Annotated in this window: 14 protein-coding genes; 12 read left to right on the forward strand and 2 right to left on the reverse strand. The window is 34.6% G+C overall.

What is annotated here, in order from left to right:
- Window positions 1–163: 163 nt before the first annotated feature.
- From H602_RS0100315 to H602_RS0100365, 11 genes are all read left to right on the forward strand, one after another.
- Window positions 164–1723 carry a hybrid sensor histidine kinase/response regulator gene (locus H602_RS0100315; RefSeq protein WP_026976222.1) on the forward strand — a complete coding sequence of 520 codons (1560 nt, stop codon included), beginning with the start codon at window positions 164–166 and terminating at the stop codon, window positions 1721–1723.
- Between the two features lie 19 nt (window positions 1724–1742).
- Window positions 1743–5303: a response regulator gene (locus H602_RS0100320; RefSeq protein ID WP_026976223.1), complete on the forward strand. Its 3561-nt coding sequence runs from the start codon at window positions 1743–1745 to the stop codon at window positions 5301–5303.
- 17 nt (window positions 5304–5320) lie between these two features.
- Window positions 5321–5686: a response regulator gene (locus tag H602_RS0100325; protein WP_026976224.1), complete on the forward strand. Its 366-nt coding sequence runs from the start codon at window positions 5321–5323 to the stop codon at window positions 5684–5686.
- A 3-nt stretch (window positions 5687–5689) separates the two neighbouring features.
- A complete protein-coding gene (locus H602_RS0100330; RefSeq protein WP_026976225.1) occupies window positions 5690–6499 on the forward strand; it encodes a CheR family methyltransferase in 810 nt (269 codons plus the stop codon).
- Window positions 6481–7071 carry a chemotaxis protein CheB gene (locus tag H602_RS0100335; RefSeq protein WP_026976226.1) on the forward strand — a complete coding sequence of 197 codons (591 nt, stop codon included), beginning with the start codon at window positions 6481–6483 and terminating at the stop codon, window positions 7069–7071. Before H602_RS0100330 ends, H602_RS0100335 begins: the two co-directional genes overlap by 19 nt.
- Window positions 7072–7158: 87 nt before the next feature.
- The gene (locus H602_RS0100340; protein WP_026976227.1) at window positions 7159–7695 is read left to right on the forward strand and encodes a pyridoxamine 5'-phosphate oxidase family protein; all 537 of its coding nucleotides are present in this window, start codon (window positions 7159–7161) and stop codon (window positions 7693–7695) included.
- Window positions 7696–7895: 200 nt separating this feature from the next.
- A complete protein-coding gene (locus H602_RS0100345) occupies window positions 7896–9026 on the forward strand; it encodes an NAD(P)/FAD-dependent oxidoreductase (RefSeq protein ID WP_026976228.1) in 1131 nt (376 codons plus the stop codon).
- Entirely contained in the window at window positions 9023–9736 is a 714-nt protein-coding gene (locus H602_RS0100350; RefSeq protein WP_026976229.1) for a methyltransferase domain-containing protein, read from the forward strand. Before H602_RS0100345 ends, H602_RS0100350 begins: the two co-directional genes overlap by 4 nt.
- Entirely contained in the window at window positions 9733–10785 is a 1053-nt protein-coding gene (locus H602_RS0100355) for a type III polyketide synthase (protein WP_026976230.1), read from the forward strand. The genes H602_RS0100350 and H602_RS0100355 overlap by 4 nt, the downstream gene beginning before the upstream one ends.
- A 74-nt stretch (window positions 10786–10859) precedes the next feature.
- Window positions 10860–12137 (forward strand): beta-ketoacyl-[acyl-carrier-protein] synthase family protein, encoded by a 1278-nt coding sequence (locus H602_RS0100360; protein WP_026976231.1) that lies wholly within the window; start codon window positions 10860–10862, stop codon window positions 12135–12137.
- Window positions 12130–12375: a phosphopantetheine-binding protein gene (locus tag H602_RS0100365; RefSeq protein WP_026976232.1), complete on the forward strand. Its 246-nt coding sequence runs from the start codon at window positions 12130–12132 to the stop codon at window positions 12373–12375. Before H602_RS0100360 ends, H602_RS0100365 begins: the two co-directional genes overlap by 8 nt.
- Window positions 12376–12408: 33 nt before the next feature.
- Here the strand turns inward: H602_RS0100365 and H602_RS0100370 are convergent, their stop codons facing one another.
- Both H602_RS0100370 and H602_RS0100375 read right to left on the reverse strand, forming a co-directional pair.
- Window positions 12409–13002, reverse strand: coding sequence for a 3'-5' exonuclease (locus H602_RS0100370; RefSeq protein WP_026976233.1), 594 nt, complete (start codon window positions 13000–13002; stop codon window positions 12409–12411).
- A gap of 1 nt (window position 13003) precedes the next feature.
- Window positions 13004–14914 (reverse strand): DUF294 nucleotidyltransferase-like domain-containing protein, encoded by a 1911-nt coding sequence (locus tag H602_RS0100375; protein WP_026976234.1) that lies wholly within the window; start codon window positions 14912–14914, stop codon window positions 13004–13006.
- Window positions 14915–15085: 171 nt separating this feature from the next.
- Between H602_RS0100375 and H602_RS0100380 the strand changes: the two genes are divergently transcribed.
- Window positions 15086–15595 carry a DUF2911 domain-containing protein gene (locus H602_RS0100380; RefSeq protein WP_026976235.1) on the forward strand — a complete coding sequence of 170 codons (510 nt, stop codon included), beginning with the start codon at window positions 15086–15088 and terminating at the stop codon, window positions 15593–15595.
- Window positions 15596–16028: the final 433 nt, after the last annotated feature.

Here is a 16028-nt window from a genome sequence, read left to right on the forward strand (position 1 = left end):
AGGAGTAAAATTATCGACTCCCATTGCATATAACTATTTTAGTAAATCGCTTTGTCAATCAATGTACAAAAGCGATTTTTTATTTGAATGTAGTAAAAATATGTAATTGAATGAAAGCTGTTTAGTTTTCAACGGTTCCCAATAATTGCTGTAAATTTTTAGTATGATACTTATTGTAGATGACATAGATGCCAATTTAATTGCTTTAAAGAAAACACTTGAAGTACATGGATTGAGCGTTGAAGTGGCCAATTCAGGTGAAGAGGCTTTAAAGAAAATTCTCAAAACATATTATTCATTAATTATTCTAGACGTTCAAATGCCGGGTATGGACGGTTTTGAAGTAGCTGAAATATTGGCGCAAAGCAACCGAACAAAAGACATTCCTGTGCTATTTCTATCTGCAATTAGTAAAGAGAAAAAATATATTTCTCGTGGTTATGCTTCAGGAGCGGTAGATTACATCACAAAACCTGTTGATCCTGATTTATTGATTTTAAAAGTGAAGTCTTTTTTGAAAATTTCGGAACAGCAACGCGATTTAAAGCGAATTCAAGAAATGCTATCCACTGAGATTGAAATCAGAAAAGCAGCTCAGGACAAATTGTCGTCAGAAATGCAACAGTTGCAATTTGTATTAGAATCCTTACCACAAATGGCTTTTGTACTTTCACAAGAGGGTACTTTAGAATATGTTAATCAACAGTGGTTTGACTACTCGAATGATAAAATGACCTTTCCAAAAAGACACCCGGATGATGAAAAGATTTGGGACAAGTGGAAGGCGAGTTTAAAAAAGGGAAAACAATTTACTTCAGAAATAAGATTGCAGGAATTAAAATCCAGTAATTTCTGCTACTTTATGATGAAAGTGGCTCCAATCCAATCAGCAGGAATAATTACTAAGTGGGTGGGTACTTTTACAGATATTCATCAGCAGAAAACAGCAAATGAACAGTTGGAGAGTTTAGTTCAGGAACGCACTAAAGAAATGATTTTAAAGAATGAAGATTTAGAATTTAGCAATACAGAATTACAGCAGTTTGCTTGGGTTGTTTCACATGATTTGAAAGAGCCCATTCGTAAAATCGAGATGATTGTAAAAATGGTCAAAGACCGTTTTATTGAAAAAGACAGTCCGGCTGTAGATTATATTGATCGTGCAGAAAACTCAGCTCGACGGATGCGACTTTTAATAGATGATTTATTGGTTTATTCACGCTTGTCTGCTGCAGTTAGTTTAGAAGAAACAGACCTAAATATGGTTATGAAGGAAGTGTTGGATGATTTAGATTCGGAAGTACACCCAAAGCAACCTACGATAACGATTTCAAAACTTCCGATAATTCCAGGAATACCAAGTCAATTGCGTCAAGTTTTTCAAAACCTAATTGGTAACGCGCTTAAATTTACCAAGCCTGGAATTCCTCCAATTATCTCTGTTACCTGGACTCAAGTTGCTGACAAATCAATTGATAGTCCGGAAGATCAAAAAGGTAAATTTTGTAAAATTATAGTTAAAGATAATGGGATTGGTTTTGACGAAAGTCTATTACACAAAATCTTTATCATTTTTCAAAGTTTAAATAACCGCAAACTTTACGAAGGTACAGGAATAGGCCTTGCTATTGCAAAAAAAATTATAGAAAAACACAACGGGATTATTACTGCAAAAAGCAAAGTGGACGAGGGTGCTAGCTTCATTGTAATTTTACCTTTATAATATTGTATTCAAGATTGATATGGAAAGTAATTTTAGAAGAAATTTAATTATAAGCTCGGCTATTTCAGTGGTAATATTAGTGATTAGTTCCACTGCGTCATTTTTTAGTATCAATAGTTTGCTAGAAAGTAACAAAGCTGTTAATCACAGTCAGCAAATTATTTATAACTTGAATAATTCGCAGCGTATTATTTTAGATGCACAGTCTGGAGTCAGAGGCTTTTTGGTCACAGGAAATGATAATTTTCTAAGTCGGTACTTGCAAAGTAAAATGGAGCTGGATGAAACGATAAAATCGCTCGAAAGTTTAACGGATGGAAATAAAGAGCAGGAAATTCGAATTAGAGCGATTAAGACGGAGCATCAAAAATTTTATAATTATTTAAAAGAAAAAGTGTATCTCAAACGTCAGGGACTGGCAATTGGGTCTGAAGATCTTAATCAAGGTAAAGAGATAATGGATACTTTACGTTCTCTTTATTTTAATATTGAAAATGATGCTTTAGCCGCTCTTAAAGCCCGAACAGATAGGTCCAAGGATTATGGCGTTTATAGCAGTATTCTAATTATTTTTGCCGCGCTTATTGCAATTTCGCTAAGTGTCTTGTTTTTTGTTCGAATTCTAAACGATTTTAAGAAGCGTTCAGAAATGGCTAAAATGTTACAAGAGAATGAACACGATACCGCCAAACGTATAGAAATGGTAAGTGTTGCTGCTCAGAAAATTACACGAGGTGATTACTCCATAAAGGTAGATGATAGCGATGGCGCTTTGGGAAATATTGGAATTTCCTTAAATCAAATGAGCGAATCGCTACAAGAAAATTTTAATATTTTAGCAAGTCGAGAATGGATTAAAGCGGGTATTGCTTCCTTAAATGAGGTGATGATTGGCGAGAAAGATTTGTCACAATTATCCAAAGACATCATTAATTACCTTGCTGAATATACAGAAAGTAACGCCGGAGTACTTTATTTAAGTGATAAAAACAGCTTGGTGGTAGCCGCTAGTTTTAGCTATATTCCAGATCATGCGCACCAGCGTTTGCAATTTGGCGAAGGCCTGACTGGTCAAGCAGCTATTTCAAAGAAAATGATGGAGCTGAAAAACTTTGATGAAGACCATGTACGAATTACTTATGCTTTGGGCGAGATTAAACCAAAACATATTCTTGCATTTCCAATCATTGATGGCTTTGTTACCGGTGTAATCGAATTGGTTTCTGTCAAAATGTATACAGAATTGGAAATAGAATATCTGAGTAGTGTTGCCAATAATATTGCTATTGCTATCAATGCGGCTGTAAATAGAAAACGAGTGCAAGAACTTCTAGAGGAGACAGAAGCTCAATCTGAGGAATTGAAAGCCCAACATTCTGAATTAGAGGGAATGAATGCGGAACTTGAAACACAAACAGAAAGGTTGCAAGCATCAGAAGAAGAATTGCGTGTTCAGCAAGAAGAATTGCAGCAAACCAATGAGGAATTGTCAGAAAGAGGCACATTGCTTGAGGAAAGAAACGTAGAAATACAGAAGAAATCCGAAGATTTAGAATTAACCACACGATATAAATCGGAGTTCTTGGCAAATATGTCTCATGAACTTCGTACACCGTTGAATTCCATCTTGCTTTTAAGTCGATTGTTGTCTGAAAATAATGACGCAAATATGAATGCAGAGCAGATCGAATTTGCCAAGGTAATTCAAAGTTCTGGAAACGGTCTCTTGGGATTAATTGATGAAATACTCGATTTGTCTAAAATTGAAGCGGGGAAAATGGACTTGGATAATTCAGATATTATGATCAATGATATTTCGACCAATCTATACAATCTTTTTAATGTGGTTGCCAAAGAGAAAAATATTAATTTTAAAATTGTAAGCAATCAAGCACCGCTTTTCATTAAATCAGATCAAGTACGATTGGAGCAAATTTTGAAAAATTTAATTTCTAACGCGATCAAGTTTACAAAAGAAGGATCGGTTACAATGGAAATTGTAAAGTATAAAAACCAAGACCATAACGTTTACTTTAAGGTAACTGATACAGGAATAGGTATTCCATTGAACAAGCAGCCACTTATTTTTGAAGCTTTTCAACAAGCCGACGGTTCTACAAAACGAAAATATGGTGGTACAGGTTTAGGACTTTCCATCAGTAGAGAATTAGCGAAGTTACTTGGTGGCGAAATTACGTTGCAAAGTGAAATTAATAAAGGGAGCACCTTCACTTTAAGTATTCCGATTATTCCTCTAAATTTCCAAAACAATGATAGAGCAGTGGAAGAAATTTCTAATTTTGAAGAGGAAAATCACCAAATAGAAACTGAAAAAATGCAGGATCGTGAACAGTACATCAGTGCTTTTATTCCCGAAGCTATTCCAGACGATAAAGCCAACATCACCGAAAATGATAAAGTAATATTAATTGTTGAAGATGATGTTAATTTTGCTAAATCACTGCTGGAATTTACAAGAGATAAAGGGTATAAAGGAGTTGTAACTGTTCGTGGAGATTACGCTTTAAATTTAGCACTTACTTATAAGCCATTAGGCGTTTTACTAGATATTCAATTGCCTATTAAAAGCGGTTGGGAAGTTATGGAAGAATTAAAAGCGAATCCGTTAACGAGACACATACCTGTTCACATTATGTCTTCGCATAAAATGAAGCAGGAAAGTTTATTGAAAGGAGCGGTCAACTTCTTAGACAAGCCTGTAGCGTTTGAAAAATTACCTGAAATTTTTAAGAAAATTGAACATTATGTCAATCGCGGAAGTCAAAAAGTTTTAATTATTGAGGACAATACCAAACATGCAAAGGCGCTTTCCTCTTTTTTAGATAGTAATAATATAAATTCTGATATTAAAAGTAAGATAGAAGACGGACTTGCAGCACTAGAAAATCCAGAAATGGATTGCGTTATTCTAGATATGGGAATCCCAGATAAGCAAGCCTATGAAATTTTAGATAAAATAAAGAAAAATAAGGGAATGGATCATCTTCCCGTAATTGTTTTTACGGGCAAAAGTTTGTCGATGATTGAGGAGCAAAAAATTAGAAAGTATGCAGATTCTATTGTTGTCAAAACAGCTTATTCTTATCAACGAATGCTGGATGAGGTTTCCTTATTTCTACATTTAATGGAAGATGGGAAGAAAGACAACAATCAAAAGTTGAATAAACTCAATAACATTCTCAACGGTAAAACAGTTTTAGTGGTGGATGATGACGTCCGAAATATCTATTCATTGACAAAAGCTTTGGAATCCGTAAAGATGAATGTGGTTACAGCGATTGATGGTAAAGAAGCCATTAAAGCATTGTATAACGATACTTCAATAGACGTAGTATTGCTTGACATGATGATGCCTAACATGGATGGTTATGAGACTGCTACAATGATTAGGGATAATAAAAAGTGGAAAAACTTACCTGTAATTGCCGTAACTGCAAAAGCTATGACGGGAGATCGGGACAAATGTATCAATGCGGGAGCATCGGATTATATTACAAAACCAGTAGACGTTGATCAGCTATTGTCCTTATTGAGGGTTTGGCTGTATGATAAAGTATAAACTTATAATTTTTTGAAATGAATCGTAAGAAAGTATTAATTGTAGACGATGATTCTAGAAATATTTTTGCATTAATGGCAACCCTGAAAGCGAAATCTTTCACTTGTATTTCATGCTTAAGTGCTCCAGAGGCCATCACTGTTTTAAAAGCAGAAAGTGATTTTGATATCATTTTAATGGACATGATGATGCCTGATATGGATGGTTATGATGCTATTCCGTTAATTAAAAAATTGCCGCATTATCAAAATGTTCCAATAATTGCAGTTACCGCACAAGCAATGGTTGGTGATAAAGAACGCTGTTTAGAAGCTGGTGCAAATGATTATATTTCGAAACCTATAGATGTGGAAAAATTACTGCATATCTTAAACGCATTGTAAATTATGTTGCAAGATCGCGAAATAGCTATTTTAATTGAAGAATTATATAAATACCACGGATATGACTTTAGTGGTTATTCTGCCGCGTCTTTTAGAAGGCGTGTAGAACGTTTGTACACAATGGATGGTTTTACAGATTTTTCGGATTTTTTAAGTAGAGCGCGTTCTGATGAAGACTATTTTAAACATCTTGTAGAAGAAATCACCGTAAATGTTACTGAAATGTTTCGTGATCCTTCCTTTTACAGGACGTTAAGAACAGAAATATTACCTATCTTAGCAACTAAGCCATTTATACGTATTTGGCATGCTGGCTGCGCCACGGGCGAAGAAGTGTTTTCAGTAGCCATTTTATTAAAAGAATTAAACGTATTGCATAAGTCATTGTTATATGCAACTGATTTAAATCCTGCAGTTTTGGAAATTGCAAAAAAGGGATTGTTTCCTTTAAGGACTATCCAACAATATGCTGAAAATTATAGAATTGCCAGTGGTAAAAATGATTTCTCAGATTATTACATTGCCAATTATGGCTTTGCAAAATTCAGCGATGAATTGATTGATCGAATGGTTTTTTCGCAGCATAATCTTGTTATTGATGGTTCATTTAATGAGTTTGATTTGATCTTATGCAGGAATGTACTAATTTATTTTGACAAAGATTTTCAGCGAATCGCATTAGAATTATTTGATCAAAGTCTTTCCAAACTTGGTTATTTAGCGTTGGGTACAAAAGAAACTATTAAATTTTCGTCAATACAACATCGTTTTAAGCAATTTGAAAAAGAGAAAATATGGAAGAAAATGATTTAAAGAAAAATTGCAGTCTGCTCTTAATTGGAGGTTCTGCGGGAAGTCTAGAAGTTTTAATGGCCATTCTCCCCAATTTGAACCCGATTGAGAACTTTGCCATTGCAATAATTTTACATAGAAAAAGCGCAGAAGATTCTACACTAGAAGATTTAATATCATTGAGAACCAATGTTCCTTTAACGAGAGTTGAAGATAAGGTCAACTTGGAGTGTGGTCACATTTTCTTAGCACCTTCAGATTACCATCTTTTATTTGAAAAAGACGGAATACTATCTTTAGATGTATCTGAAAAAGTAAATTACAGTCGTCCAAGCATTGATGTTTCTTTTGAATCTGCCGCTGCCGCTTATGGTTCTAAATGTATCGCTATTTTACTTTCGGGTGCAAATTCTGATGGTACAAATGGTTTAAAAGCTATTCAACGTGAAGGTGGAGTGGTCATTTTACAAAATCCTGAAAATGCAGTTATGCCTTTCATGCCGCAAAGTGCACTTTCATCGATGTCGCCTAGTCATGTTTTTGAGGTGGATGAAATTTTAGATTATATCAATTCTATTGATCAATTGCACTAGCAAAGTTTCATATTTCAAAAACTTTACTAATAATTTTGTAAGACATTGAAGTCAAAATATTTATAATTTTATAAAAAAAATAAAGCTATGAATAGTATTGACAAAAATCAGGAAGAAAAAAACTTCGAAAACTTAACGGGTCAAGAAGGTGTTGAAAAAGTAAAGGAATTGGTGGATAAAGCAGATACGTGCTTATTTTGTACGGCAATTGAGACCGATAAACCTTTCGAAACCCGACCAATGGCGCCACAAAAAGTAGATGATAACGGGACCATTTGGTTTTTAAGCGCAAAAGACAGCCACAAAAATTTAGAATTGCAAGAAAATCCAAAAGCACAATTATTGTTTCAAGGATCTTCTTTTAGCAACTACTTGTCACTTTACGGAAGCGTAAATATTTCTCAGAACAAAACTAAGATTCATGAATTGTGGCAACCTACAATGAAAACCTGGTTTACAGAAGGAGAAGATGATCCACGAATAACAGTATTGGAATTTATTCCTACAGAAGGGTATTATTGGGATACCAAAAATGGTATTGCAGTTGCCACAGTAAAACAACTTTTTGGAGCAATTGTAGGTGAAACTTATGATGATTCCATTCAAGGAAACATTAAAGTATAATTTTACATAATGCTTAATTTTAAGAAGTCTTGATTTTCCAGTCAAGGCTTTTTTAGTGCTATATAAACACTTTATGATGAAGTGCATCCAATTAACACCTAATCGTAGTTTAATTTGACTGCCACAGCTCATAGCGGAATGTGAAATATGATTAAATTTATATATTGTCTAATGTCAGTTTTGTCTATATTTACAACACTATGAAAGTTCCAATTCTCATTCTCGGTGGTGGTTTAGCGGGTTTAACAGCGGCAATTCATCTTTCCAAATTAGGACATGCAGTAACGGTCATTGAAAAAAACACGTATCCCAGACATAAAGTATGTGGCGAGTATATTTCAAATGAAGTACTCGATTACTTTAAATGGCTTGATTTACAGGATATTGTTGATCAAAGTCAGCGCATTAATACATTCCGATTAGAAATGGATAAGTTTAACACATCAGAGGTCATTTTACCCTTGGGAGGATTTGGAATCAGTAGATTTTTATTAGACAATCTTTTATATCGAAAAGCAAAAGCGCAGAATTGCCAGTTCATTCATGAAACAGTAAGTGCCATTCGTTTTCACGACGGTTCCTTTAAAGTGGATCTGAATTCAGGTTTGCAAATTGAAGCGCAAATTGCCATAGGAAGTTTTGGAAAAAGATCTGTAATTGATGTGCAACTGGAGCGCAAATTTATACAGAAGAAATCGCATTGGATGGCGGTTAAGGCACATTTCCAAGGAAATTTTGCAAACAATAAAGTGGGCTTGTTTCCTTTTGAAGGTGGTTATTGCGGTGTTTCTAAAGTAGAGGATAACCAATTGAATATTTGCTATATTGTACAAACAGAAGTTTTTAAAAAGCACAAAACTATACCAGAATTCACAGCATCTGTACTGTATAAGAATAATGGTTTAAAAGATATTTTGAGAAATGCAGAAATGCTTTTTGAAAGTCCATTGACAATCAGTCAGATTTCATTTGATGATAAGAAAGCAGTAGAAAACCACGTTTTAATGATCGGAGATGCGGCAGGATTGATCCATCCTTTGTGTGGAAACGGAATGGCAATGGCAATTCATAGCGCAAAAATAGCTTCAGAACTAATTCATACTAATTTAAATGCAGCTGTGTTTTCAAGAGAAAAATTAGAAATGGATTACGAACGAGTTTGGAAAAAAACGTTCAAAAGTAGATTGAGAATGGGACGCTATTTGTCAGCACTTTTGTTGAATCCTGCTTTGACTAAAGTATGTATGAAGACTATAACGCGGTTTCCAACTCTTTTTAAGTACATCATCCAAAAGACGCATGGCAAATTAATTCCAATACCAAATCAATGACAATAAATACAAAATACCGTACCGATGCGCCTGAAATTATGGATGATTTTGCACTTGAAGGTGAAGAATTAAGAGATGCTTTGGACAAAATTGCAAAAATAAATCAATTGTTAGGGGGGAATAAACTTACTTTAAACGGGCTAAAGGAAATTTTGAATGAGCGTGATAAAAACACCTCTTTTACTATTGCAGATGTAGGTTGCGGAAACGGCGACATGTTGCGTAAAATAGCAGATTTCGGAATTAAAAACGGCTATAATTTTAAATTGATTGGAATTGATGCTAATGCTTTTACCATAAATCATGCAATTAATTTATCTTCTGATTATCGTAATATTAACTATCTCTGCGAAGACATTTTCACGATGAATCTAGCAGAACTACAGTGTGACGTCATCGTTTGTACTTTAACCTTGCATCATTTTAAGGACAGTGAAATAATGGACATCTTGAGCATTTTTAAAAATTCCTCAAAATTGGGTATGGTCATAAATGATTTGCAAAGAAGTGCGGTTGCGTATCGACTGTTTCAAATTTTATGTGTACTTTTTCAACTCAATAGAATGTCTCGAGAAGACGGCCTGGTTTCAATTCTGAGAGGCTTCAAAAAGAAAGAGTTGATTGACTTTTCAGAAAAATTAAAATTTAAAAAATACAACATCCAATGGAAGTGGGCCTTTAGATACCAATGGATTATTCAAAATATATGAGTGTAAAAATCGTACAAGTTGCAAAACAATTGCCCAAATATTCCGTAACTACTGCCGAAGTAATGCCTTTTTTAGACGTTTGGTTGGAGGGACAAGACAGTCGTTTTATTCGTAAGGTGAAGAAGATTTTTCAAGGTGCAGCGGTAGACAAGCGGTATTCCATCATGGATCCAATTGAAGTATTTACCGCAACCACATTTGCAGATAAAAATGATATTTACGCAAGAGAAGTAACCATTTTAGGAGAGCAAGTTCTTGCAAAAGCCTTAGATAAGGCAGGCTGGAAAGGCGAGGAGTTGGATTACATTATAACGGTAAGTTGTACTGGAATAATGATTCCGTCCTTAGATGCTTATTTAATTAACAAGTTAAAATTAAGGCAAGATATCGTCAGACTTCCGGTTACTGAAATGGGTTGTGCGGCTGGAATTTCGGGCATTATTTATGCTCAAAATTTTCTAAAAGCCAATCCAAATAAAAAAGCAGCAGTAATTGCGGTGGAAAGTCCGTCGGCAACCTACCAATTGGACGACTATTCTATGCCCAATATTGTAAGCGCGGCAATTTTTGGAGACGGTGCAGCTTGCGTTTTGCTTTCTTCGCATGAAGATGCTGAAGGGCCCACAATTTTAGATCAATCCATGTATCACTTTTATGATAATGAACACATGATGGGTTTTAAATTGACCAATACAGGTTTGCAAATGATTTTAGATGTGGAAGTACCTAATACTATTGCAGCTCATTTTCCTGATATCATTCATCCCTTTTTGGCAAAAAACAATCTTAAAATTGAAGACATTGATCATCTGATTTTTCATCCTGGAGGAAAGAAAATTGTTCAGACCGTAGAAGAATTATTTTCAGATTTAGGAAAAAATATTGATGCAACCAAAGAAGTACTGCGTTTGTACGGCAATATGTCAAGTGCAACTGTCTTATATGTTTTGGAACGTGTAATGGACCAAAAACCGAAGAAAGGAGAAAAAGGTATAATGTTGAGTTTTGGTCCTGGATTTTCAGCGCAACGGGTTTTATTGGAATTCTAAAACACTAATTGAAGTTTTTTATTGTGCTTTCTGCAAATAAATTTCATTGAGAATAATTCTCATAATTTGTACAAATGAAAAAAAGAGTCGTTATAACAGGGATAGGAATCGTTGCTCCAAATGGAGTAGGGAGAGATGCGTTTCGTGTGGCTTTGGAAAGTGGAACCTCTGGAATTAAATATGATGCACAACTCGCTGCGTTAAATTTTTCGTGTACTGTTTCCGGTACTCCCGAATTATCCGAAGAGTACATCAAGCAATATTTTACCGAATATGAATTGCGTAATTTCAATGCTTCTGGGATTTTATATGGTGTAATTGCAGGTATGCAGGCTTGGAAAGATGCTGGATTAGCAATTGCAGATTCAGAACATCCGGATTGGGACAGTGGAACCATATTTGGCTGTTCTACTTCTGGTATAGAAAAATTTAGAGAGAGCATTTATAAAATTGATGATCTGCAAACGCGTCGACTCGGAACTACAGCAGTGGCGCAAACCATGAATAGTGGCGTAAGCGCTTATTTAGGCGGAAAATTAGGTTTGGGTAATTTGGTTAGCTCTAATTCATCCGCTTGTATTACCGGAACAGAGAGTCTACTTTCCGCTTTTGAAAGAGTTCAATCAGGGAAAGCGTTGCGAATGTTAGCAGGAAGCACAAGTGATTCTGGTCCGTACATTTGGGCTGGATTTGACGCAATAAAAGTATGTACATTTCGGAATAACAAACAGCCGGAAAAAGCGTCCCGACCAATGAGTGAGACGGCTTCGGGATTTGTACCTTCCAGCGGTGCAGGGGCATATGTTGTAGAAGATTTGGAAACGGCATTGGCACGAAATGCAACCATCTATGCTGAAATTTTAGGTGGAAATGTCAATTCAGGTGGCCAACGTGGTTCAGGTACAATGACGGCTCCAAATTCAGAAGCGGTACAAAAATGTATTATAAACGCTTTATTGGATGCAGGAATTGACAGCAGCGAAATTGATGTTATAAACGGGCATTTGACGGCTACGGCAAAGGATGCTACAGAAATTGAAAATTGGTGTATTGCATTGAATAGAAGTGGCAATGATTTTCCTTACATAAATTCACTCAAATCAATGGTGGGACATTGTTTATCAGGAGCTGGAAGTGTTGAATTAGTTGCATCAATTTTGCAAATCTATCATGATTTTATTTTTCCATCTCTCAATTGCGAAGATTTACATCCAGACATTACTGCATTAATATCTTCAGATAAAGTACCTCAAAAATCAATATATCAACCTGTTAATACTCTAATAAAAGCTAGCTTTGGTTTTGGAGATGTAAACGGTTGTGTAATTTTAAAAAAATATAAAAATGAATAGAATAGAACAGTTGACAGAAATAGTAAGACCTTACGTTCCAAATCTAGAATTGTTGAAAACGGTAACTTTAGATACAGATTTTATCAGGGATTTATCTATAAATTCGGCAGATTTGGTGGACATCATTTTGGACATTGAAGAAAAATTTGACATCATTATAGACGATGAAGGTATGCAGAAAATGCTCAATGTAAAGGCTGCTATTGCCATCATTGAGGAAGAACTTGCTAAGAAATAAAGCAATTTTTACATTTAATCAAAACGGGAGCTTTTACTCAATGCGCAAGTATTTTTTCAATTTCAAAAAGCACAACGCCATAGTATACGATTCTTGAATGGTAGAGTCGTAATCTTCATAAGGCAGTTTTAAAGCTTGCGCAATTTCTTCTACAGAAAGCTTTTTGTCGTCGCTCATTTCTTTCCATTTTCGAAACATTATTTCTAGATCAAGCGCTTCATTTTTCAACCTTCCGCACTCTAATTTTTCCAGTGCCTTGTTTATCATTTCCAGATCTAAATCCACTCGATGTCCAATGATAACGGCATTTTGAAGGTAATTCACCAAACGTTCCATTCCTTCTGCTTCCGTTACTTTCGCCATTTTTGATTCGATAATGAAATCATTTGAAAATCCATGGTCGTGGTTGTAAATGTATTGCAGTAAAATTACCTCAAAGGCATCTTTAATTACAATTTCATTATTGTGAATTGCGACACATCCAATTGTTAAAATAATGTCTTTCTGTGTATTCAAACCAGTTGTTTTCAGGCTTAAAGTCACATAACGATTTGAATCTTCTTCTTGCTTTTGCAAATACGATTTCCAAAATTCAGGATATTTTTTATTTTTTAACCAATCAAGCATATTACATAAAATAAGTAAGTTGGAATTTATTCTTTATAATTTCTTCCAATTCCTTCATTGGAATCAATGCATTTTTTAATTTTTCTCTATCGGATTTAGACAGTTCTTCCACCATGATAAACTGGCCATTACTATTATTCTTCAAACCCTCTTTTGTTCTGATTTTCGAAAAAACCATAAAAGCTTCTGCAGCGTTTAAGTAAGTTTCGGCATATTTTGGTTCCGTCATTGCCAACTGTTTAAAACGTAAAAAAGTGTTGGTATTTCCTTTAATTCGGTGGCTCAAACCCAATACTCTCGCGGCATCAACTAGAGGTAAAATAGCGCGGTTTTTAATGTCAAAGGCATTTTTGTGAGCGCCTTCTTCTTCAATATTAAATTGTTTAAAGAAGGTAAGTGGAGCCGGCTTTTTAAGCGTTTCAGCACCTAAATACGCGAAAAATTTCTTTGTATTCTGTAATTTATTAAAAACCGTATCATTTATAGTTTCTTCAATTTCGATGGAACCATACGCCAATTCGTAATCAAAAAATAATGTGGGTAAAACGGTGTTTTTATCACCTGGAAAATTCATCCAAACATTAAATTGCGAAACCCATTCAGACACAGATTTACACCAGCTAGGATTGCTAGCAATGTAAGGTGTTTCAGAATTATAGCCTACAATTTCTAATATTGCAACCACTCGTGTTGCCAATTGAATAAAATAATCCTTTGTAATTTTGCTTTTATCCTCAGCTACATCTTCGTACACTAAGAAACTATTTTGGTTACTGAAAACGAGTTGCTCTTTTCGTCCTTGACTACCTATGCTGAACCATGAAAAATGAACGGGTGGCGAACCAAGATTCAATATAGTCAGTTCAATAGCTCTCTTAATTAATGCATTGTTCACTTCTCCTGCCAATGTATTGATGTGCGAAAGTGGAATTTTCTTTTCGAGAGAATTCTGAATAAAATCTTCAAATTTTAACCGAATTTTATGCAATTCACCCGCATTTGGAGCTCTTTTAATTTCTTTAATTAGAACACCGGGATTACTCGCTTGCGCAAATATCAAATCTTGTTGGGAAATTACTCCAACAATCTTACTTTTATCAGTTCCGTCTGCAGTGACACATAGATGAGTTACATTATTTTGCAACATCAACAATTGCGCTTCGGCTAACGATGTGTTTTCTGGAACCGTAATGACAGGAGCTGACATAATCTTGCTGACTAATGCTGTGATGTAAAATCGACCTGTGGCAATTTTTGACCGTAAATCAACGTCTGTGACAATACCAATGGGAATATTGTTTTCATGAATTAGCGCACTTCCGAGTAATGAATCCGTCATTTTCTGCGCGACGTCTTGAACGGTTTCATTAGCGCCAACCAATAACGGTTTTTTATTATATTCCAATGATTGAAAGAATTGGATTTCCTTCTGAGTTTCATACGTTTTTCCACCTTCATTTGTAAAACCGTTTCCTGAATTGTCAACAGAATCGCCAGAAGATGAAGAAAAATTTTGCAACAGGAAATCTAAAACTTTTGTATTACTAGCAATAAACGGTTTAAATGTGGCCACCGGAATGGCATATAGAATTGAATCTTGAATTGCTTTTGCAGTTGTAGCATAATTATTTTTTGCAAAGAACGGTCGTAATCCGAAAATTTCTCCTGTAGATGGTTTATCAACCAAATTTTCCTCTGCATCAGTGATTAATGAAATATGAATCAATCCAGAGGCTACAATGTAAAATTTGTTTTGTAGTTGGTCTCCGATTTTAAAAACGGTTTCATTTTTGTCAATACTTAAAACATTTACGGACAGACCAATATTGTACAAATCCCTAGTAGAAAGGTCGGAAAATGGTTCGTACTTACTTAAAAAATCGGCGATGTGTGAAGCTAAACTGTTATTCATGGATCAAATAAAGTTTAAAAATACTGAAATTTAATTGTCTTTAAGAGTTTTCAAAGTTAAAAATTACTTATTGGATTTGTAAATTTATAGATTCAAATCTTAAATAAAAACTAAAAAAAGCAGTCAATGGGTTTAAGTAATTAACTTTACGTACAACATTAAAACTTTTTTATGAAAAAAATTAAAAACACATTGTGCATTGCCTTCTTGAGTTTGGCAACTGCATTTTCTGCAACAGCACAAGAAAAGAAAGCGAGTCCTGCAGAAGTGGCTCAAGGTAAAATCAACGGTGCGGCTGTAACTATTAATTATTCAAGTCCAGCGGTTAATGAAAGAGCAATTTGGGGTGAATTAGTTCCTTTTGGAAAAGTATGGCGTGCCGGTGCAAACGAAGCAACAACGATCCAAACGGACAAAGATTTAATCATTGAAGGTAATAAGCTTGCTGCAGGAACGTATTCCGTTTTTGTAATCCCTCAATTAAATGAGGCGACTGTTATATTTAATAAAGTAGCCAAACAATGGGGTGCTTCTAAATACAATGAGGCTGAAGATGCTTTAAGGGTTTCTGTAAAACCAAATATGAGAAAATTAAGGGCAGAACGTTTGGTCTATAACATTTCTTCCAATAAAATTGTTTTAAGTTGGGACAGTTGGGATATTCCTCTAACTGTAAAGTAATTGCTTCAATGTCTTAACCATTAAGTAAATATCGTATACAATACCTTAAAGACCCTAAAAATTTTTCTGATCGATTTTTAGGGTTTTTTTATGCAATTGAATAAAAGAAATAAATCTTAGAAAAGCGTGAGAGATAAATTTTAAGTTGCCTTATAGCACTCATAGTAATTTATTTCATTAACGTAAAAATTGAATGTCTATAAATAGCAGTTTGCTGCAAAAAATTGATCTTTAGTTGGAAACTTGAAACATCTATTTTTCATTAACTATGGTTTTTAAGCAAGTCAGTACTCATATAGTTTTAAATGGTAAGTTCGTTAAATAGTAAAAAAGCTACTTAAAAAAGATATGACTGATGAAATCATATTTAAAAAATATTTTTTCAGTGGGCAAAATATTTATTTACATTATAATCTAATTAATTGCTACATTA

Origin of the sequence: Flavobacterium tegetincola DSM 22377, from assembly GCF_000425485.1 — a bacterium.
In the GTDB taxonomy this organism is placed as follows: Bacteria; Bacteroidota; Bacteroidia; order Flavobacteriales; family Flavobacteriaceae; genus Flavobacterium; species Flavobacterium tegetincola.